This window comes from Amycolatopsis sp. WAC 01376 (genome assembly GCF_003947415.1).
Lineage (GTDB): Bacteria > Actinomycetota > Actinomycetes > Mycobacteriales > Pseudonocardiaceae > Amycolatopsis.
In genome coordinates this window covers 269,540-290,368 of sequence record NZ_QHKL01000006.1, presented here as the reverse complement: position 1 = coordinate 290,368, position 20,829 = coordinate 269,540, and the positions used below count along the sequence as shown (strand labels likewise).

General features: G+C 69.1%; 16 protein-coding genes, 1 pseudogene and 1 riboswitch. Of the genes and pseudogenes, 10 read left to right on the top strand and 7 right to left on the bottom strand.

Annotated elements, in window-relative coordinates; all coding sequences use genetic code 11:
• The first annotated feature begins 17 nt into the window (after window positions 1-17).
• Together DMH03_RS28280 and DMH03_RS28275 are read left to right on the top strand one after the other, a co-directional pair.
• Complete coding sequence (locus DMH03_RS28280) at window positions 18-884, top strand: alpha/beta fold hydrolase (protein WP_125795024.1); 867 nt, start codon at window positions 18-20, stop codon at window positions 882-884.
• A 40-nt stretch (window positions 885-924) separates the two neighbouring features.
• Window positions 925-1,491 (top strand): PadR family transcriptional regulator, encoded by a 567-nt coding sequence (locus tag DMH03_RS28275; protein ID WP_125795023.1) that lies wholly within the window; start codon window positions 925-927, stop codon window positions 1,489-1,491.
• A gap of 662 nt (window positions 1,492-2,153) precedes the next feature.
• On the opposite strand, the gene surE is transcribed toward DMH03_RS28275, so the two are convergent.
• The 4 genes from surE to DMH03_RS28255 form a co-directional block, all read right to left on the bottom strand.
• Window positions 2,154-2,894 (bottom strand): 5'/3'-nucleotidase SurE, encoded by a 741-nt coding sequence (surE, locus tag DMH03_RS28270; RefSeq protein WP_125795022.1) that lies wholly within the window; start codon window positions 2,892-2,894, stop codon window positions 2,154-2,156.
• A complete protein-coding gene (locus tag DMH03_RS28265) occupies window positions 2,894-3,817 on the bottom strand; it encodes a 1-phosphofructokinase family hexose kinase (RefSeq protein WP_233611685.1) in 924 nt (307 codons plus the stop codon). Before DMH03_RS28265 ends, surE begins: the two co-directional genes overlap by 1 nt.
• 40 nt (window positions 3,818-3,857) lie before the next feature.
• Window positions 3,858-4,262 (bottom strand): hypothetical protein, encoded by a 405-nt coding sequence (locus tag DMH03_RS28260; RefSeq protein ID WP_125795021.1) that lies wholly within the window; start codon window positions 4,260-4,262, stop codon window positions 3,858-3,860.
• A 372-nt stretch (window positions 4,263-4,634) separates the two neighbouring features.
• Window positions 4,635-5,378 (bottom strand): class I SAM-dependent methyltransferase, encoded by a 744-nt coding sequence (locus DMH03_RS28255; RefSeq protein WP_125795020.1) that lies wholly within the window; start codon window positions 5,376-5,378, stop codon window positions 4,635-4,637.
• A 57-nt stretch (window positions 5,379-5,435) separates the two neighbouring features.
• Window positions 5,436-5,550, top strand: a riboswitch (cobalamin riboswitch).
• Window positions 5,551-5,633: 83 nt separating this feature from the next.
• Between DMH03_RS28255 and DMH03_RS28250 the strand changes: the two genes are divergently transcribed.
• From DMH03_RS28250 to DMH03_RS28235, 4 genes are read left to right on the top strand one after another with little or no spacing between them, the layout of a single operon-like run.
• Window positions 5,634-7,142, top strand: coding sequence for an ABC transporter substrate-binding protein (locus DMH03_RS28250; RefSeq protein ID WP_125795019.1), 1,509 nt, complete (start codon window positions 5,634-5,636; stop codon window positions 7,140-7,142).
• Window position 7,143: 1 nt separating this feature from the next.
• Window positions 7,144-8,085: an ABC transporter permease gene (locus tag DMH03_RS28245; protein ID WP_125795018.1), complete on the top strand. Its 942-nt coding sequence runs from the start codon at window positions 7,144-7,146 to the stop codon at window positions 8,083-8,085.
• Window positions 8,079-8,864, top strand: coding sequence for an ABC transporter permease (locus DMH03_RS28240; RefSeq protein ID WP_125795017.1), 786 nt, complete (start codon window positions 8,079-8,081; stop codon window positions 8,862-8,864). The genes DMH03_RS28245 and DMH03_RS28240 overlap by 7 nt, the downstream gene beginning before the upstream one ends.
• The gene (locus tag DMH03_RS28235; protein WP_125795016.1) at window positions 8,861-10,270 is read left to right on the top strand and encodes an ABC transporter ATP-binding protein; all 1,410 of its coding nucleotides are present in this window, start codon (window positions 8,861-8,863) and stop codon (window positions 10,268-10,270) included. The genes DMH03_RS28240 and DMH03_RS28235 overlap by 4 nt, the downstream gene beginning before the upstream one ends.
• 23 nt (window positions 10,271-10,293) lie before the next feature.
• Here DMH03_RS28235 and ligD read toward each other — a convergent pair whose 3' ends face one another.
• Window positions 10,294-12,318, bottom strand: coding sequence for a DNA ligase D (ligD, locus tag DMH03_RS28230; protein ID WP_125795015.1), 2,025 nt, complete (start codon window positions 12,316-12,318; stop codon window positions 10,294-10,296).
• Between the two features lie 173 nt (window positions 12,319-12,491).
• Between ligD and DMH03_RS43060 the strand changes: the two are divergent.
• Window positions 12,492-14,073, top strand: a pseudogene (locus DMH03_RS43060) (DUF3553 domain-containing protein).
• Between the two features lie 41 nt (window positions 14,074-14,114).
• Here DMH03_RS43060 and DMH03_RS28220 read toward each other — a convergent pair.
• Both DMH03_RS28220 and DMH03_RS28215 read right to left on the bottom strand, forming a co-directional pair.
• Window positions 14,115-15,260, bottom strand: coding sequence for an oxygenase MpaB family protein (locus tag DMH03_RS28220; protein ID WP_125795014.1), 1,146 nt, complete (start codon window positions 15,258-15,260; stop codon window positions 14,115-14,117).
• A gap of 138 nt (window positions 15,261-15,398) precedes the next feature.
• A complete protein-coding gene (locus DMH03_RS28215) occupies window positions 15,399-16,052 on the bottom strand; it encodes a TetR/AcrR family transcriptional regulator (RefSeq protein ID WP_125795013.1) in 654 nt (217 codons plus the stop codon).
• A 109-nt stretch (window positions 16,053-16,161) separates the two neighbouring features.
• Here DMH03_RS28215 and DMH03_RS28210 point away from each other — a divergent pair, with 109 nt between their 5' ends.
• From DMH03_RS28210 to DMH03_RS28200, 3 genes are read left to right on the top strand one after another with little or no spacing between them, the layout of a single operon-like run.
• On the top strand, window positions 16,162-17,277 hold the full coding sequence (locus DMH03_RS28210) for a serine hydrolase (RefSeq protein WP_233611684.1): 1,116 nt from the start codon (window positions 16,162-16,164) through the stop codon (window positions 17,275-17,277).
• Between the two features lie 27 nt (window positions 17,278-17,304).
• Window positions 17,305-19,047 (top strand): ABC transporter ATP-binding protein, encoded by a 1,743-nt coding sequence (locus DMH03_RS28205; RefSeq protein WP_199749052.1) that lies wholly within the window; start codon window positions 17,305-17,307, stop codon window positions 19,045-19,047.
• Window positions 19,044-20,750, top strand: a complete 1,707-nt coding sequence (locus DMH03_RS28200) for an ABC transporter ATP-binding protein (RefSeq protein WP_125795011.1) — start codon at window positions 19,044-19,046, stop codon at window positions 20,748-20,750. Before DMH03_RS28205 ends, DMH03_RS28200 begins: the two co-directional genes overlap by 4 nt.
• Window positions 20,751-20,829: the final 79 nt, after the last annotated feature.

Here is a 20,829-nt window from a genome sequence, read left to right as displayed (position 1 = left end):
TCCGAGCGAGGAGGCCCATGTTCCAGCCACAGTTCGTGGACGTCGACGACGTCTTGCTCCACGTCGAATCCGGCGGTCCCGGTGACGGTCCGGCCGCGCTGTTCCTCCACGGCTGGCCCGATCTCTGGTTCACGTTCGAGCCGCAGATGACCGCGCTCGCCGACCAGGGGTACCGGACACTCGCGCCGGACCAGCGCGGCTACGGCCTTTCGTCCAAACCCGCCACCGTCGCCGACTACGAGATGCCCCGGCTGGTCAAGGACATCGTGCTGCTCATCGAGCGGCAGGACGCGGCGCCGGTACATCTGGTCGGGCACGACTGGGGCGGGGCAGTGGCCTGGATGGTGGCGATCGAACGACCGGATCTGGTCCGGTCGCTGACCATCGTCAACTGCCCGCACCCACAGGTGTTCGCCGACTCGTTGCGACGCAAGCCTTCCCAGCTGCTGCGGAGCTGGTACATGGTGGCGTTCCAGATCCCCGGCCTCGCCGAGGCCGTCCTCGGCGCTCGCGGCGGCACGGTTCTCGCGGCGATGCTGAAACACGGCGCCCGGCTGAACGAGGCCGACCTCGGCCGTCACCGCGCCGTCTGGCGTCATCCCGGCACGATCCAACGGCCGCTTTTCTGGTACCGCGCGATGTTCCGGACGATACGGCACTCGCGACGCGCCGAATCCGACCTGACGGTACGCGTTCCGACCCAGATCATCTGGGGACGCCGCGACGGTGCGCTCGGCAAGCATCTCGCCGAACCCAGTGCCGCCCAGTGCGAGCGGTCCGAGCTGCACTGGCTCGACACGCGGCACTGGCCGCACCGCGAACAACCCCGGCACGTCACCGAACTCCTCGCCGCCTGGTTCGCACGGCACGCGGACCGGACCTGATCGGTTGCTATTCTCCGGGTCTCCCGCCGGAAGGAGCCCGATGCTCAGATTCGCCCTGCTGGGCTTCCTGCTCCGGCAGCCGATGACCGGTTACGACCTGGCCACCGCGATCCGCACCAGCATCCACTTCGTCTGGCCCGCCCAGCTCAGCCAGATCTACCGCACGTTGAGCCAGCTCGAGGACAACGGGCTGGTCGTGTCCGAAGTGGAGCCACAGCAGAGCAGGCCCGACCGCCGCGTGTACACGGTCACCGACGCCGGACGGGAGGCGTTCGGTTCCTGGCTGAGCGAACTGGTCACCGAACTCGACCCTGTCCGCGTGCCCTTCATGGTCCGCTTCTTCTTCGCCGGCTCCCGTCCGCTGGAAGACACCGTGACCCAGCTCCGGGTCATGCGCGACCTCCACGTCAAGGACCAGGAGCGGCTCGCCGTCGAACTGCCGGCACAGATCGCGGCGGCCGCGGCCCTCACCGGCGGCAGCGAACTCGATCCCCTCATCTGGGACTCGGTCCGCCGAGCCGGCGAGATGATGGCCCGGACCTGGGTGGACTGGATCGACGAAACCATCGAACGACTCCAAAACGCCGCACGCGACGGCCAGGGGTGACCCGGTCGGAGATATCGGCTACCAGCCTGGCCCGCCCGACTGTCCACAAGAGACACCAGACCCGACGGCAGTGCCCGTTTGGGCACTTTGCGCAGGGGTCGTGAGTGACGATTCGGGTTCTAACCCAATGCCATGTAGCTTAAGTTGATCTTGAGCGGCTGCCGTTCTGCTCGATCACGCCGGACAAGTCACCGGCAGTGGACCCGAGGCGCGACTGTCCACACGGGACAGCAGTCCGGATCATGGTGTCCGATTTGAGTGCTTTGCGCAGCTGCGATAGAGGTCGTGAGTGGCAATGAGGGTTAGAACGACCTTTGCCACTCACGACTCCTTGACAGAACCGCCCATTTCATCATCAATCGGACATTCAGTCATCGAAATGTGTCCACAGTGGACACTACGGGCATGCCGGCTCCCGTCGGCCAGGGCATCCGAGCGCTTGACCTGCGGCAACCGTCCCCACTTGCGATCAAAACCACGTCCAAGATCAACTTAAGCCATGTGGCATTGGGTTAGAACACGAAACGCCACTCACGACCCCCAGCACCGACCACGCCACCTTTGCCTTACCCCTCAAATAACCCGAATCGCCACTCAAGACCCCTCACGCCAGACCAGGGCCGAAGGCTCCCTTCGCCGGTCGGCAGAAGGCATGCGGGTGATCACCAGTCCAGGGCAGGGTCTTCGGTGACCGAATTCAGCGCGGTCACTGTCGCGTGGCCTTCACTCAGCAGACGGGCGTCGCTGCCCGGCGACAACTCGCCCTCGACCGTGACAGCGGTGACGGTGAATGCGCCTTCCTCGCCGTTCTGGACGTGACTGCGCACCGCACCGAATTCGGCCAGCCCGGTGCGTTTCGGGGGCCCCGCCTCGGCTCGATCGGGCACGTTGAGGTTCAGGACCGTTCCCGCGGGCAGTTCCGTGAGCCTGTCGAACAAGGTCGCGGCGACGGCGACCGCGGTGTCCCAATGGGGTCGCGGCCCGGGAGCCAATCCCACGTCGAGGGACACCGCGAGGGCCCTGGCGCCGTTGATCGAGGCGGTCAGTGCCGCGCCGACCGTGCCGGAGTGCAGAATCGCGCGCCCGACGTTCGCCCCGTGGTTCACCCCGGACAGCACGATCTCCGGCGGCTCGCCGAATGTTCCCTGCGCGGCGGCCAAGGCGATCAACCCGGGATGCGCGGCGACGGCGTACACCGGGACATCGGGGAGGCCGGGCGGTTTCCGCCGTTCGACCGTGACCCGCCCCTCTTCCCCGGCACCGGTCAAGCCCGCGCTGGTTCCGCTGGCCTCCGCCGCGGGTGCGGCGACCACGACGGTCCAGCCGTGGTCCACGGCGCCCCGGGCCAGCGCCGCCAGACCCGGGGAATCGATACCGTCGTCATTGGTGATCAGGGCACGCATCAGGAGGCCTCCCACGGTTTCAGGCGTACTCGTCCGGTGAGTTCCCGCACGGCGCCGTCGCTACCCGAACCGAGACCGTGTCGTGTCACGTTGATCGCGCCGGCCGCCGCCCCGAGCTTCACCGCGTCCTCCACCGACCGGCCTTGTGCGAGGCCGACCGCGAGCCCCGCGGTCATCGAGTCCCCGCCGCCGCGGGTGTCGACCGGGGTCAGGTCGGGTGATTCCACCAGGACCAGCTGTCCTTCGAGGTAAGCGAGCGTCTCCTCGGCGGCGCGGGAAACGACGACCGCGCGGGCGCCGCCCGACGCCAGCTCACGGCAACCGTCCGCGAGATCGGGCAGCGAATCCGACTTGGCCAGCCCGTCCTCGACCATTTCCTCATGGCTGACCTTGATCACCGCCGGATCGCCCGCGAGCGCTCGGGCGAGTCGTTCCCCGGACAGGTCCACCACGACCGGCGTGCCCTGCGCGCCCAGATCCCGGGCGAGCCGCTCGTACATCGAATGCGGCACCGGCACGTCATCCTCGTCGGGCCCGCTGAGAATGGCGACGTCCGCGCGCAGCCCCTGGACAAGAGTCAACTCGTACAGATCGTCGAGTTCGTGCCGGGTCAACGCGTCCGCGGGCATCCGCACCATCTCGTCACGACGGCCGTCACGCCGATCGTGCACGTAGGCGCCGTTGCGCGCCGCGACTTCGCGGACCTCGGCATCGACACCGATCAGATGCCGCAGCACCCTTCCCGTCTCCCCGCCGAGCGCGCAGCACACCACCGCCCGCGCGCCGAGGGCCTCGATCATCCTCGACTGCCACACCCCCTGCCCGCCCGCGTGCACGTGGACGTCGGGCGCCCCGTCCAGCTCTTCCACCGTCACCGTCAGCTGCGGAGACGGCGCGAACACCGCCACTCGACCCTCAGTCATACCGGCGTTTACCCGGTTTGCCGGATTTCACTCTTCGTCGTCAGTGGGGCCGCGACAAGTCGACAAGGCTGTCGAACAGCACCTCCGCCGCGTCGCGCACCGCTTGCGAAGTGGTGTCGAGCGGTTCGATGACCCCGGAAAGCTGTTCCCAGGCGAGCCTGCCCAGCACCCGGGCGACCACGGTCCTGACCGCGGCCGGTTCGCCGGTGAGTGAACGCAACGCGTCCTTTCCTCCGCTGAGCGCGCTGCCCGGCGCGAGTGCGTCGAGGCATCGCGAGAGCACCTCGCCGATGAGCCGGACCGCCACCGGACGGGAGGAGCCTCGCAGGTAAGGGGCGACGTCCGGCATGGTGGCCATCCGGCGCACCACGCCGACCACCATGCGGTCCCGGACCAGACGCAACTCGAGAGCGGACGCCAAGGGCTCCCGGAATCGCTTCGACACAGTCTTCCCTTCGGCAGGCAGTCCCCGCACAGCTTCTACGCCGTTGGCGGCACTGGCCAGCCCGAAGGCAATAAGTAAGGGCCCTCACTCATGGGTCGAAGCCCGCAATCCTCAACAGGACAGCGAAGCAACCGAATCTTGACTGTCCACACAGGACACATTGGGCTCGGTGAATGCCTGATCGAGGTCCATCTGCGCGAATGCGTAAGAGGGTCGTGAGCTGTTGAGGGAAAGTCGACCGTGGCGTGCCGGAAGCCGGGCATGCCCCCAATGTGGCATTGGAGACGGTCAGGGTCCCCAATGTCACATTGGGGGCATCAGACCGTGGCGCTTACCTCTCGACACCTCAAGAAACTCGCCGTCCGGCCGGGGTCAGCGCAGCGCCGCCAGGACGTAGTCGTCGCCGAACTGCCACACCGGGGCCGCTTCCGCGAAGCCCGCCTCCCTGAGCAGTCTCGTGTGCTCCTGTGGGCTGAGCCGGTTGCCGTAGCCGGTCGAGATACCCCGCAACTCGCCGGCGGTGAACCGCTCCCCCAGCGCGGGATCGGCGGCGACCGCGGTCCACCAGCTTTTCCAGTCTTCGTGGGACTCGACTCCGGCCCGCGTGGCACGACGGTTCTTGACGGCTTCGGTGAGGTCGCGGATGCCGGGTCGTACGTCGTAGAAGTGGTCGCCGTTGACGAGCGCCCCGCCGTCCCTCAGCGCGACGGCGAGGTCACGGTAGATCTCGGCGAGCCGTTCGGGACGCAGCCAATGCAGGGCGGTCGTCGAGACCGCGGCGTCGATCGGCCGCCACTTCAGCCAGCCGCGCTCGGCGAGGTCTGCCTGGACGTACTCGATGGCCGCGTGCGCAGGCCGGGTGGCCTCGGCGAGGCCGAGCAGGAACGGATCGTTGTCGATGCCGACGACTCGCGCTCGCGGTAGCCGGCGGGCGAGCCTGGTGGCCAGCGAGCCGGGGCCACAGCCGAGATCGAGTACCAGCGGCTCGGCGACGTCGCGGCAGACGTGCTCGACGACATCGATCAGGACGTCGAAGCGTTCTTCGCGGTCGGCGATGTAGCGTTCCTGCTGGACGTCCCACCGTCGCACCCAGCTTGCCGCGAGTTCCTGATCCACCGCGCTCCCCTCGTGATCTTCATCCTGTCTAGCACACCTCGATCATGGGTTACCGTGTGCGTCACAACGTAAGAAGGTGCCCGTCGGGGGAAGCCGGTGTGAATCCGGCGCTGACCCGCAACCGTGAACGGCCTGTGCCGTGAGCCGGACTGCCCGCCGAGTGCTGCCAGCCCCAACTGTCGTGGAGTACGGAGCGGGGTCCCGTTCACGTGCGGCCGCGCGCCCGGGACAGTGCTCGATGTCCCGGAGGTCCTTATGACGCGTCATCCGCTCACTCGTCGGCGCCTGCTCGCTTTGGCCGCGCTCACGCCCTTGGCCGCCTGCGGGACCGCGCCCGCGGCCGCGGGACGGCTGAAAGTCGCGTTCGCGGCGGGCGGGTCGAAGGAAACCCTTGATCCGGCCCAGGTTTCGCTTTTCGTCGACCAGGCGCGGGCCAAAGCGCTCTTCGACACGCTCGTCGCCTACAACGCCGACACCTCGTTGCGGCCGCGGCTGGCCGAATCCTGGGAAAGTGACGGTTCCGGTACGCGCTGGCGGATCAGGCTGCGGCAGGCGTCCTTCCACGACGGGCGTCCGGTCACCGCGGACGACGTGCTCCACAGCTTCCGGCGGATCGCCGATCCCGCACTGGCTTCCTCGTCCCGGCAATACTTCGCGAAGGTGGACTTCGCCCGCAGCAAGGCGGTGTCGCCCGCCGAACTCGAACTGACGCTGACCGCTCCCGACTTCGAATTCCCGTCGGGGTGGGGCGCGCCGGGTGCGGAGATCGTGCCCGCCGGGACGACGGGCTTCACGGCGCCGATCGGGTCCGGCCCGTTCCGCTTCGTCTCGTTCACTCCCGGCGGCCCGGCGGTGTTCCGTAAGAACGAGTCCTATTGGGACGGCGCACCGAGTATCGACGAGCTGGAGTTCGTCCCGGTCAACGACGAAACCGCGCGCGTCAACGCCTTGCTGTCCGGACAGGTCGACTACGCCCACGATCTCGCGGCCGGCACCGCGGCCCGGCTGACCGGCGACGGGCGTGTCTCGCTGCTCGAAGCCAAGGGAACGACGATGCAGGGCCTGATCCTGCGCCTGACACAGCCGCCGTTCACCGATCCGAGGTTGCTGCGCGCCGTACTGTCCGGAGTGGACCGGGAGGCGTTGAACCGGGTCGCGCTGGCCGGTCGCGGCGAAATCGGCAACGACCTGTTCGGCAAAGGACTCCGCGGGTACGCCGCCGGCATCCCGCAACGTCGGCGCGACGTGGAACTGGCCAGGGCGCTCGTGCGGGAGGCAGGAGCCGAGGGGCTCGCCTTCGCCGTCGAAACCAGCGACGTCGACCCGGGCTTCGCCACCGCGGCCACGCTGATTTCCCAGCAGCTCAAGGAAATCGGGCTCACCGTCACGCCGAACACACGCGCGTCGAGCAGCTACTTCGGCGAGATCAAGACCAAGGGGGTCGCCGCGCTCACCCGCACGGCCACCCTGCCGGTGGCGACGTTCCTCAACCAGCGCTTCCGCACCGGCGGCTCCAACAACGTCAACGGATTCGGCTCGCCGGAATTCGACGCCCTCATGGACCGCGCCGCGGCCACCGCGGACGAAGCCGCCAGGCTCACCCTGTTCGGCGACGCCCAGCGGATCGTGCACGACTCCGGCGGCCTGCTCGCCTGGGGGTTCAGCACCTGGACGATCGCCGTGTCGAAGCGGGTTTCGGGGTTGGTGACCGCGCCGCCGAACACCTTCGAGTGGGCGAGGTTCGACCGCGCCCGGCTGTCCTGACGTGCCGGGTCACACCGTGCGGCGGCTGGGTTTCGCCGTAGTGCAGGCGATGGTCGTGCTGGTCGCGACGTTCGCCGTGACCGCGTTGCTCCCCGGCGACGCCGCCTCGGTCGTGCTCGGCGAACAGGCCACCGACGAGCAGGTGGCGACCGTACGCCAACGGCTCGCCCTCGACCAGCCGCTCCTCGACCGGTTCGGGAACTGGCTTTCGGGACTGGTCACCGGCGATCTCGGCCGGTCGCTCGTGACCGGTGCCCCGGTGACCGACGAGATCGTCCGCCGTTTCGCCGCCACCGCGGTGCTCGCCGGAGTGACCCTGCTCGTGCTCGTACCGCTCGCGCTCGTCATCGGGGTGACCTGCGGCCTGCGCGAAGGGTCGCGGATCGACCGGATACTCAACGCTGTCACGCTGTTCCTGCATTCGATACCGGAGTTCGTCCTCGGCCTGCTGCTGGTCGCGGGATTCGCCGTCTACACCGGGTTGCTCCCGGCCACCGCGGCCGGAACGGACCTCGCCGCGCGTCCCGAGGTGCTCGTGCTGCCGGTGATCGTGCTCGTCGCCAGGCAACTGTGCGACGTCGCCCGGCAGCTCCGGATCGGGATCGCCGAGCAGACCCGGGGGCAGGTGGCCGAGCATCTGCGCCTGCTCGGCCTGCCCGAACACACCGTGGTGCTGCGGCACCTCCTGCCCGCCGCCGCGGCCCCCGCCGTGCAGCAACTCGCCCGCGCCGTCGAAGGGCTGCTGACCGGCACGGTGATCGTCGAGTCCCTGTTCGCGATCACCGGCCTCGGCACGGGTTTCGTCGAAGCCGTGCAGAATCGGGACATCCCGCAGGTGCAGGGATACGTGCTGGTGTTCGCCGGGGTGGTCGTGCTCGGGAACCTCGTCGCCGATCTCGTCGCGCACCGGCTGACCCCACGCCGGGAGCTGGTCACGTGGTGAGCAGAGCCCTCGGCCGGCCGCTGCTCGCGGTGCCGCTCCTGCTCGCGGTGGCCGGGCCGGTGATCGCGGGCCCCGTGGTGTCCGTCGGGGCACCGTGGCAGGCACCGGACGCCGCCCATCCGCTCGGCACCGACGTCCTCGGCCGCGACACGCTCACCGTGATCCTCGCGGGTGGTCTTCCCGTGATCGGCATGACGGTGACCGCGCTCCTGCTCGCCTACCTCGTCGGCGTGCCGCTCGGTCTCGTCGCGGCCGGGCGCGGACGGCTGGCCGACGAGACCGTGATGCGATCACTCGACCTCGTGCTGGCCTTCCCCTCGCTGCTGGTCCTCATGGTGCTCGCCGCGACCGGACACCGCGGGCCCGGCGTGCTCGTCCCCGCCGTCGCCGTCCTTCAGTTACCGGCGATCACCCGCGTGGTGCGGGCCGCGGCACTGGCGCCAGGCTGCCGAACCGCCGTGGAAGCCCTGACCCTGCAAGGAAAATCGTGGTGGCGCATCCAGCTCGGATACGTCGCCCGGCACGTCACCGGTCCGGTCGCGACCGACGCCGGCACGCGGCTCGGCGTCGTGCTCTACCTGCTGGCATCGGCGAACTTCCTCGGGCTCGGCCTGCCTGCCGACTCCCCGGACTGGGCCGTGGTCATCGAACGCAACAGCGAAGCTCTCTACACCGCCCCAACGGTGGTCCTGGTGCCCGCCGCGCTGCTGATGGCTCTGTGCGTCGGCACCAACCTCGTCACCGACCGGCTGCTCGCCGCCCGGCGGATGATCCCGTGACCGTGCTGGAGATCGCCGGGCTGTCCGCCCGCGCCGGGGAAACCGTTCTGCTCGAGGACGTCTCGCTGGCCCTCGAACCCGGCCGCGTCCTCGTCGTGCTCGGCGCGTCCGGCGCGGGAAAGACCACACTGGGCCTCGCCGCGACCGGACGAGCCCGGCCGGGGATCGAGCTGTCCGGCTCGGTCCGCCTCGCGGGCTCCCCGCTGCTGGACCGGCCCGCATCCGAACTGCGACGGGTGCGGGCCGGGGTGGTCGGCCACCTGCCGCAGCAGCCGTCGGCGGTGCTGGACCCGGTCCGCCGCTGCGGCCCGGTGCTGGCCGAACTCGCCGCGCTTCACCACCATGGCCGCGCCGCGCGGCTGGCGGCGGCCCGCACCGCCTTGGCGGAAGCGGGACTCGAGCCGGACCTGTGGCGCCGGTTCCCGCACCAGCTGTCCGGCGGACAGCAGCAGCGCATGGCCCTCGCCACCACCCTCGTGACCAGGCCCCGTGTTCTCGTTCTCGACGAACCGACCAGCGGTCTGGACGTGGCGAACAGGACCGCGCTCACCGCCCGCCTCGCGGCACTTTCCCATGCCGGGACGGCAATGCTGATCCTGACCCATGACCTCACGCTGGCGCGCGCCCTCGCCGACGACGTCGCCGAACTCCGCGACCACGGGTTGATGCCGTCCCCCGCCGTTCCCGAACACAGCCGTTTCGAGGGATCTCCGGCCGCGTCGCCGACGTCCCCGGTGCTCGTCGTCCGCGGGCTCACGGTGCGGGCCGGGCGGACGACGCTCGTCGAGGACGTCGACCTGGAGCTGGCGGCCGGCAGCCGCACCACGCTCACCGGTGCCTCGGGCGCGGGCAAAACGACGCTCGGCCGCGCGCTGGCGGGTTTGACCCCACCGGCCGCGGGCACGATCGAAGTCGACGGCGTCCGTCTCCCCCACCTCGCCCGTCGTCGCGATCGCGCGCAACTGCGTGCGGTTCACTACGTCCACCAGGACAGCCGCGCCTCGTTCGACGAGTTCCGCGGGGTGCTCGACCAGGTGGCGGACACCGGCCGCCTCCTCCGCGGCCTCAGCCGCGCGGACGCCCGGCTCGAAGCCGAGGAGCTCCTGCGTTCCCTCGGCGTCGATCCGCTCGACCGCCGCCCCGGCCTGCTTTCCGGCGGACAGCTCCAGCGCTGTGCCGTGGCCCGCGCGCTCATGGCCCACCCGAGAGTCCTCGTCTGCGACGAGGTGACATCGGCTCTCGACGCGGCCAACCGCACCCGGCTGCTCGACGTCCTCACCGCCGCGGCGAACCGGCACGGCACCGCGCTGCTCATGATCAGCCACGACGAAACCTTGGCTCCGTTCGTGGATCGCACGCTCTTCATCACCGGCGGACGCGTTTCCACGAGCGTGGTCACCCGCTGAAGGGCGAGCTCAACGGCACCACGTCAGGGAAGCTCGGCTCGGGCCGTGTCGAGGCCGGCGAGCAGATCTCCCTGCTCTCCGACGCGGTCGAGGACGTCGTCCGCGGTGAACACCAGCTGCGCCGGACGACGGCAGGAGCGGACCTCCTCCCAGGTGACCGGGGTGGAGACGGTGGGATGGTCGCGACCGCGCAATGAGTACGGGGCGACCGTGGTCTTCGCCGGATTGTTCTGCGACCAGTCGATGAACACCCGTCCGGTTCGCTGGGCCTTGGCCATCACGGCGGTCACGTCGTCCGGGGTCTCGCGTGCGAGGCGTTGCGCGAGTTTCTTCGCGTAGGCCGAGGGCGCGGCGGGGTCATCGGTGGAAACGGCGCAGTAGAGCTGCATACCCTTCGACCCGGACGTCTTCGCGAACGGCGTCAGCCCGTCGGCGGTCAGAGCGTCGTGAAGCCGTTCCGCGACGCGGCAACAATGCACGATCGAGGTGCCCGGCCCGGGGTCGAGGTCGAACACCAGCCGGTCCGGCGGACGGCGGGCTCCGTCGGCATCGACGGTCCATTGTGGAATGTGAAGTTCGAGGGCGGCCAGATTGGCAGCCCACACCAAGGCGCCGAGTTCGTCGAGCAGTGCGTACGTGATCGCTTCACCGGAGCCGCGGGAGCCGGAGCGGGCCAGCCGCACGGTGGGAAGCCAGGCCGGTGCGCCGTGCGGGACGTTCTTCTCGAAGAACTGCTCACCTTCGACGCCGTCGGGAAAGCGGATGAACGTGATCGGCCGCCCGGACAGGTGTGGCAGCAGGACGGGGGCGATGCGGGAGTAGTAGTTGATGACCTCGCCTTTGGTGAACCCGTCCGGGTAGAGCACCTTGTCCAGGTTCGACAACGTGAGGCGGCGTTCTCCCGCCTGCACGGTGATCTTCGGGCCGAGCCGCACGGGTGCCTCGGTGCCGGGCGCTTCGGTGGCGATCCGGGCCGGCTCGGCGCCACGGGGCCCTGGCTGCCGAGGTTTGAGGACCTCGCGAGGTTCCTTGTCCTGCCGGAGACCTCGCCAGGCTGTGTGGCGGAGGCGGCCGGCGCCGCGGGTGAAGTGCCGGTATTCGACCTCGCCCACCAGCACCGGGTCCACCCAGTGCGCCCGCACGGTGTCCTCGCGCGGCGGGGTGACGGCGAACGGATGGCTCCGCCGTGCCAGCGCGTCCAATCGGGTTTGCAACCGGGAGCGTTCGGCCTCGCTGAACCCCGTCCCGACGTCACCGATGTAGACGAGGTCGCCGGTGCCGGGATCGTGGGCACCGAGCAGAAGACCACCCATGCGCCCCGTGATCCGGCCCTGACCGGGCCGATAACCACAGATGACGACCTCGGTGGTCCGGGTGAGCGGGTGTTTGAGCCAGGCGTCGCTGCGGCGGCCGGGACTGTAGACCGAGGTGCGGTGTTTGGCGACCAGTCCTTCGTGGCCGCTGGAGACGACGTGCTCGAGCAGATGCGCCGGGGTGCGGCGGTCCGCGGCGAGTTCGGTGAAGGTGAAGCCGCGCACCGTGGAGATCCGGTAGGGATCGGGCATCGGCAGCCCGGTCAGCAGCAGGCGGCGCTCGTCATAGGGCTCGTTCAGCAACTTCTCGGTACCCAGCTGCAGCAGGTCGAAGGCGAGATACCGCACCGGGACATCGTCGAAAGGCCCGCCGCGGCGGCTCGTGCTGTGCGTCTGGAAACGGCCACGGCGCTCCTGCAACGCCCCGAAGTCGATCTCCCCGGCCTCGTTGTAGACGACGATCTCGCCGTCCAGCACCGCGGCCCTGCCCTCCAGGGCTTCGGCGAGGACGCCGCCGAGACCGGCGAACTCGGCGGTGAAGTCGATACCGTTGCGGCTGGTCAGCACCGTCGTACCGGCGGGCGATATCCGCATGCACGCCCGATAGCCGTCGAGTTTGTACTCGTAGGCCCACTCGGGGCCTTCCCGCAGCCTGCCGCCGTCCGGTTTGGCCAGCATCGGCTCCACCCAGGCGGGGACCTCGGTGCCACCACGGCCGCCCGCCGTCCGCGCCATCACCAGCTCCCGTCGTCGAGCCTGCCGGAACCCGCTCGTCCGGCAGGCTGAAACGACGGTAACCCGAACAGCCTAACAATGCCGGGTCTGCGCAGGTGGCGGCCTGGTACCGCGGCCCCGGCAACCCGAACGCCCTGATCCTGCTCACCGGTGCACCGCCGTTTCCGCGCGGGATGCCGGGGTATCACCGGCTGGTGAAGGCAACGGAAAGACGTGAAGAGTTGCAGCGGATCGCCGCGGAGGTCTTCGGCTGGCCGGAACTCACCGGCGAGCAACTCGAGGCGATGGAGCACGTCGTGGCGGGTCGCGACGTACTGGTCGTACTCCCCACCGGCGCGGGAAAGTCCGCGATCTACCAGGTGCCCGCCATGAAGCTGGACGGCGTGACGCTCGTGGTGTCCCCGCTGATCGCCCTGCAGAACGATCAGCGGGAAAGCATCGAGGACAGCCAGGCGCCGGACGCGGTCGCGGTGAACTCCTCCCAGCGGGCGAGCGAGCGGAAGAACGCGTGGAAGGCCGTCGAGGAAGGCGAAGCGGGGTATTTGTTCCTCTCGCCGGAGCAACTGTCCAAAGAAGACGTTCTCGGCACGCTGAACGAACTGGAGATCTCCCTGATCGTCGTCGACGAGGCGCACTGCGTCTCGGCTTGGGGCCATGACTTCCGCCCCGATTACCTCCGTCTGGCGCCGGTGATCGAGCGGCTCGGACATCCGCCGGTGCTCGCCCTCACCGCCACCGCCGCGCTGCCGGTGCGCGAAGACATCGTCGAACGGCTCGGCCTGCGGGACCATCGGGAGGTCATTGACGAACGAGCACGGAACCGGCCTGGTGTACGTCGCCAGCCGGAAGGACGCCGAGTACTTCGCCGATGAGCTCGCGCGGGCGGGTGTGCGCGCGGCGGCTTACCACGCCGGTATGAAGACCCACGGTCGCGAACAGGTCCACGAACGTTTCCTCGACGGTGAGGTGGACGTCGTGGTCGCCACCTCGGCGTTCGGCATGGGCATCGACAAACCCGACGTGCGGTTCGTCCTGCACGCGTCGGCCCCCGATTCGCTCGACACCTATTACCAGCAGATCGGCCGGGCCGGCCGCGATGGCGAACCCGCCACGATCACGCTGCTCTACCGGCCTCAGGACCTGGGTCTCCAGAAGTTCCTCACCGCCGCCAAAGCCCCGGAAGAGCTTCTCGGCCAGGTGGCGAAGACCCTCGGCGAAAACGGCTCACCCGTCCGGGCGGCCGAGCTGAAGGACACAGTGGACGCTTCGGCGGCCCGGCGCACCAAAGCGGTCAATCTCCTCGAAGAGACCGGGGCCGTCGGCACCACCGGTGACGGGCGGCTCGAGTACGTCGACCGCGACCTCCCGCCGGACGAGGCGGCCCGGCAAGCCGTCGAGGCCGCCGAGCGGCACCAGCGGCTGGTCCGGTCCCGGATCGAGATGATCCGGGGCTACGCGGAGACCATGGAATGCCGTCGGCGGTATCTGCTCGGCTATTTCGGGGAACAGCTCGCCGAGCCCTGCGGTAACTGCGACACCTGCGACTTCGGCACCGGTGAGCAGAAACGCGTCGAAAGCGGCAAGTACGCCGTAAACAGCACCGTCCGCCATTCCGAGTGGGGCCGGGGCGCCGTCATGTCGGTGGAACCGGACCGCGTCACGATCCTGTTCGACGACATCGGCTACAAGACCCTGGACCTGTCCGCCGTCGACGAGAACGACCTCCTCACCGTCGAGGAGACCACGACCCGGTGAAAGCCGTCCGCCGCCGGGCGGTCGAGTCGCCCGGCGGCGGATCACGGTGACACCGGAGATGCGACGGGGCAGACGCCCGCGGCGAGCCATTTCTCCCGGAGGTCCGCCGGGATGGTCAGTGCGGTGGATTGTCCGTCGGTGAGGGTGCGGACGCTGCCGCCGAGCAGGAGATCGCCTGCCTTGTCGAGCACCGCCGTGGCCACCCGGCTGCGGTCCTCCGATCGTTCCAGCAGCCGCATGGCCCGTACGCCCGCGCCGACGGCGCGACCCCAGCCGCGTGAGCGTGGTACCTCGAGCCAGTCGGCGACGTCTTCGGTGACGACTTGGCGGATCATCGCGGCGACCACGCCGTCGAAGGCTTTGCCGGGCACCATGTTTTCGTACAGGCGCAAGAGGTTGCGGGTCAGTTCGATGCCTTCGGCGGAGGGACCGTAGCTCGCCTCGACGAGTCCGGCGTTCAGTTCTCGGGCCTCTCGCAGTGTTTCGGGCATCGCTTCGGCGGGGATGCCGAGCATCGCGCCCGTCACCCGCCAGACGTAGTAGTAATCCTCGGCTTCGCGGTCGGTCACCGTGACGCCCATCCGCCGCATCCCGTCGATGACCTGCACCGAGAAGATCAGCAGTGCTCCCAGCATGTCCTGCTGGCACAGCGGGACGCCGTCCGCCTCGACGTCCCACTCGCCGGACCTGGTGATGAAATGCCGGACGGCCGCGTGGATCAGCCGGGTCTTCTGGATCGTGGGCACGAAGCCGCCACCGGAACCGAACGGGTCGGGGCCCATGAGGTTCAGCACGAACTGGGAGGTCTCCGACAGCCGGCGGTGCGGCTGATTGAGCCGGTGGGTCAGCGACAGGACTCGGGACGGCCGCGGCTGGGCATAGCAGTTCACCATCGCCCCGAACGACAGCACCGAAGCGACGTGCATACCGTCGTCGACGAAGAACTCGTACGCCGCCGCGACCCGCTCGAGATCCGCCCAACCCGGCGGTGTGTCGGTCTCGATCAGGTACCGGCGCACCGATTCCGGCAGGTTCTCGGGAATGGGTTGGTCGTTGTCCCTGAACTGTGCCAGCACGTCGTTCACCGCGCTCGTCCGCTCACTGGCCACCAATTCGGCGACGACGGCGTCGGCGAGCGGATCGCCTTGATACTTCAGTCTTTCCAGGGCCGACAGAGTTTCCGACATCGGGTCAGCCTTGTGCACGCCGGAATGCCCCGCTAGCGCCGTCAGGGGTCAGCTCGAACTCGATCTGATGGCACCGTGCTCGCTGTCCGTCACTCCGCGCGGCCAGTAGGGCGCTGACGACCAAGGTGACGAGCCGGCTCAGCCGATCGCGGCCTCGATGTGGGCGAGCTGGACGGCGAGGATCTCTTCGAACACGGCGAGGCGGTCCACACCGAGAGGGCGGACGTCGCGGGCGAAATGGGCCAGCGCGGGAAAACGTTCGGGATCGGCGCCGAGTACCGCGACGCGGAACAGTTCCATTCCCTGTTCGTACTCTTCGGGAGTGAGGGTGCTGACCCCGGCCTCGGAGGCGATCAACGCCGCGATGAGGACCGCGATCCGGTGGTAGCGCGCCGGGATCTCCGCGTCGGGCAGCCCCGACTCGCGCAGCGCCTGCAGCACTTCTTCCATGACGAGGCGGGAACCGGTGCCGCCTGAGGCGTAGCGTCCCCAGACCGCGGCGAGCTGCGGCTGCTGGCCGAAGGCCTCCCGCACGCGCAGGGCCAGGGTCGTGATGCGCTGCTTCCAGTCGCCTTCGGGCCGGTAACCGTCCATCGCGGACAGAAGGATCCGGTCGGCGACCGCGCGCAGCAGTTCGGTCTTGCTGCGGAAGTGCCGGTACAGACTGGACGAATCGGTGCCGAGCACGGCCGCGAGCTTGCGCACGCTGAAGGACTCGGCGTCGCCCGTGCGCAGCAACTCCGCCGCCGCGTCCAGGATGTCCTCGGTCGACCAGCGCCTTCTGCCTGTCATCCCACCCCTCTCGTCGAGCCCCAGTTTAACTTATGCACTTGGTGTTGCACGCACTGCGTGCATAATGGTGGCAAGAGACCGACTCGGGGAAGACGAAAGGACGTATGTCGTGAGGAAACCGCTGGACTCCGCGAAGCTGACCATCGCCATCGAGAATGTCCACCGCGCCGGGATGCCGGGCGTGTTCGCCGAGGTACGAGAAGGCGACGAGGTCTGGTCCGGCGCCGCCGGGGTCGCCGACCTCGCCACCGGCCGCCCTGTCACCGCCGACATGCGGCACCGCGTCGGCAGCATCACCAAGACCTTCACCGCGGCCGCCGTGCTGCAGCTGGTCGAAGACGGTCGGATCGGGCTCGACGCGCCGATCGGCCGCTACCTGCCGAAGCTGGTTCCCGGGACCCGCGGCGACGCGATCACGGTCCGGATGTTGATCAACCACACCAGTGGCTTCGCCGAATACCTTCCGTACGTCTACCCCTCGCTCAAGGCGTTCCCGGCCCTCGCCGAAACCACGCCGCAAAGCCTGGAGGATCACCGGCACACCCGGTTCGACACCATCGAGCTGATCGAGAATGGCGTCGCCGCACCGGCTTTCTCCGCGCCAGGCGAAACTCCGGGGTTGTACTCCAACACCAACTATCTGCTTCTCGGCCGGCTTCTGGAGCACGTAACCGGCACCACGGCCGAAAAGTGCATCACCCAGAACGTCATCGAACGCGCCGGCCTCCGCGACACGGAGTTTCCCGATGGACCGCGGTTCGACGGCCCGCAGTCGCAGATCTACGAGGCGTGGTTCGGCATGTACGAGCCGCCGCGCGACTTCAGTGTCTTCGACATGTCCTATGTGGGGCCGTCGGCTTCGCTGATCTCGACCGTCTCGGATCTCAACCGATTCTTCGGCCAGCTGTTCGCCGGGGAGATCGTCAGCCCGTCGTCGCTGGCGGAAATGCGGCGCACCGTCCGCGTCGTCTCCCAGGAAAGCAAGATCATCGACTACGGGCTGGGCCTGTACCCGATGGAGACGCCCGCCGGCACCTTCTGGGGACATGGCGGCACCGTCTGGGGTGGCGGCGCATTGGCCATGACCAGCGCCGACGGCAAGCGGCGAATGGCCGTCGCGGTGAACATGCAGCGGTGGAACAGGTTCGACTCCACGGGCACTCCGCAGCCCCATCCCATCAACGACGCGCTCGCGGCTCTGTACGACGCGGCGATGTGCGGCTGACCGGGCCCTCACGAAATCAGGAGAACGATGACTACCACCGATTTCGCGGCGGGACAGTCCATGGCCGGGCTGCTGCGCCCTTACAGATGGAGCTTCGGCGCCGTCGTCTTACTGCAGGTGATCGGCGCGCTCGCGGGACTGGCGCCGCTGCTGGCGGTCGTCGAACTGGGGCGCGCGCTGCTGGCCCCTGGCCCGATCGACCACGATCGGGTCTGGTTCGTCGCGATCGCCGGTGCCGTCGGCCTGCTCGTCCGGCTGCTGTTCACCGCCGCGTCGTCCGGAATCGGGCACCTGCTCGACGGCCGGGTGCAATTGGCCTTTCGCCGTCACCTGGCCGCGCGGCTGGGTCGCGTGCCGATCGGCTGGTTCTCCCGGCGCCGGACCGGTGAACTGGCCAAGGTGGTCGGCGAGGACGTCAGTGCCGTGCACCCGTTCATCGCCCACGCCCCCGGCGAGCTCGTCGCCGCGTTCGTGGTGCCACTGGTCTCGCTGGTCTACCTGTTCACCATCGACTGGCGGCTCACGCTGATCACGCTGATCCCGGTGGTGCTGGCACTGGCGCATATCCCGCTGATGATGACCCCGGCCCGGCTGGAACAGGAGAAGCGGTTCGACGCGGCCATGGGGCGGATCGCCGATTCCGTCGTCGAGTTCGTCCAGGGCATCTCGGTGGTCAAGGCGTTCGGCGGTGCCGGGCGCGCCCACCGCAGGTTCCGCACGGCCACCGACGACTTCGTCGGCGTTTACCACGGCTTCGTACGCGGCCTTTCCGTGCTCGCGGCCGGAATGCAGCTGGTGCTGTCACCTCCGTTCGTCCTGCTGGTCGTCCTGATCGGCGGCACCGTGCTGATCACGACCGGTGGCCTGCCCCCGGCCGACCTGCTGCCGTTCCTGTTGCTGGGACTGGGTTTGACCGCTCCGGTGGCGGCTCTGATCGCGCACGCTTTCGACGACCTGCAGGCCGCCAAACGCGCGATCGGCCGGATCAGGACCGTGCTCGACGTGGCGCCGCTGCCGGAGCCCGCACATCCGATCGCGCCGCGGGGCCACCGGGTGGAACTGCGTGATGTGCGCTTCGGTTACGAAGCCGATCGCGAGGTGCTGCGCGGAATCGACCTGGTCCTCGAACCGGGCACGGTCACCGCGATCGTCGGGCCCTCGGGCAGCGGCAAGTCCACCTTGGTTCAATTGCTGCCGCGTTTCTTCGACCCGGCCCACGGTTCGGTCACCCTGGGCGGCGTCGATCTGCGCGAACTCGGCAGCCATGACCTCTACCGGATGGTTTCCTTCGTCTTCCAGGACGTTCGCCTGCTGCGAGCCTCGGTCGCGGACAACATCGCGCTCGCCGTACCGCACGCCGATCTCGACGACGTGGTCCGCGCGGCCCGGATGGCGAACATCCATGATCGGATTCTCGAGCTGCCACACGGCTACGACACGGTGCTGGGGCGGGAAGCCGGGCTGTCGGGTGGGGAGGCGCAGCGGATCTCACTCGCCCGCGCCTTGCTCGCCGCCACCCTCGTCCTGGTGCTGGACGAGGCGACCGCCTTCGCCGACCCGCAAACCGAGCAGGCGGTACGGCGGGCGTTGACCACGCTGGAAAGCGATCGCACGATCCTGCTCATCGCCCACCGCCTGGAGACGATCGCCGACGCCGACACCGTCGTGATGCTGGACGACGGGTCGATCGTCGAGCAGGGCAAACCCGCCGACCTACTGGCACAGAACGGAAAGTTCGCCGCCTTCTGGCAATCCGAGGAGTACCGATGATCCGCACCCTGCTGCACGTCCTCGGCCAGGACTACGCCCGGCCAGTGCGCCGCACCGTGGCCTTGATGACGACGACCGCGATCGTCGAGGGGTTGTCCTACGCACTGCTGGTTCCCGTGCTGACAGCGCTGTTCGGCGGCAATCCCGCGGACGCGGTGCCCTGGCTGATCATGTTCGGCGGCGCGGTCGCGATCTACGCGGTGCTGCGCTATGTCAGCGATCTGTTCGGCTTCCGCGCCGGAACCACGCTGCTGGGCGGGATGTACCACCGCCTCGGCGATCATCTGGCCCGGCTGCCCCTCGGCTGGTACAGCACCGGCCGCGTCGGAGAGCTGTCCGTCCTGGCGGGCCAGGGCGTGCTGGAGACGATGGGCGTGATCGCGCATCTGCTGGGGCCCTACATCTCCGCCTTCGTCACCCCCTTGACGATCATCGGCGTGATGCTCGCCTTCAACTGGCAGCTGGGGCTCGTCGCGCTCCTCGCCGTTCCCCTCGTGGTGGCGATCCAGCTCCGGGCAGGCCGCTCGGTGGCCGCGGGCGATGCCGACCGCCACGAACGGGACACCGAGGCCACCGGCCGCGTCATCGAGTTCCTTCAGGCCCAGCCGGTGCTGCGCGCCGGCGGCCGGAGCGCCCACCGTTTCGCGTTGCTCGACGAGGCACTGCAAGGACTTCAGCGTGCCTCCCGCCGTACCGTGTTGTCGGTTTTGCCCGGCATGATCGGCTTGACGCTCGTGGTGCAGGCGATGTTCACCGTGTTGCTGCTTCTGGGCACCTACCTCGCGCTCGGCGGGAGCATCGGTGTCGCGGAGGTGCTGACGATCCTGGTGCTGGCCGCCCGCGGCGCCGATCCTGTCCTGTCGCTGGCCGACATCGGCGGCAAACTCCGCTCCGCACGCTCCGAACTGGCCAGGCTCGACGCGGTCCTGCGCACCGAGCCCCTGCCGGAAGCGGCCGACCCGATCCGGCCGGTGGGTCATGGCCTGGATCTTGAGTCCGTCACCTTCCGGCATGGCGAGCGCACGGTGTTCGACGACCTGTCGTTGTCCGTGCCGGAGGGACAGCGCCTCGCCGTGGTCGGCCCCTCGGGCGCGGGCAAGAGCACACTGCTGCAGGTGCTCGCGCGCTTCCACGACGTGGACGCGGGCGCGGTGCGCGTGGGCGGCGTGGACCTGCGCTCCGTCGCCACCGAGGAGTTGATGGCGAGGATCGCCATCGTCTTCCAGGACGTCTACCTTTTCGACGGCACGATCGAGGACAACGTACGGCTGGGCCGTCCCGAAGCCACCGAGGCCGAACTGCGGGCGGCGGCGAGCGCCGCGCGGCTGGACGAGGTGATCGAGCGGCTGCCCGGCGGCTGGGCGGCGACCGTCGGCGAGGGTGGCACGCTGCTGTCGGGAGGCGAACGTCAGCGCGTCTCGATCGCGCGGGCGCTGCTGAAGGACGCGCCCATCGTGCTTCTGGACGAAGTGACCTCCGCGCTGGACCCGGTGAACGAGGCCGCCGTCCACGAGGGCATCGAACGCCTGATGGCGGGCAGGACGGTCGTGATGGTCGCGCATCGGATGCGGACGGTCCGGCGCGCCGATCGCATCGCCTTCCTCGACGGCGGCCGGATCGTGGAAGAAGGCCGCCATGACGAACTGCTCCGCCGCGGCGGCCGCTACGCCGACTTCTGGAACGCTTCCCTGGCACCGGCCTAGCGCGGCACGCTCGGGTTCGCGGCCGCATTGTACGAATCTTGTACGCGCTTCGAGAAGTTTCGATCGGACCTCGAAACTC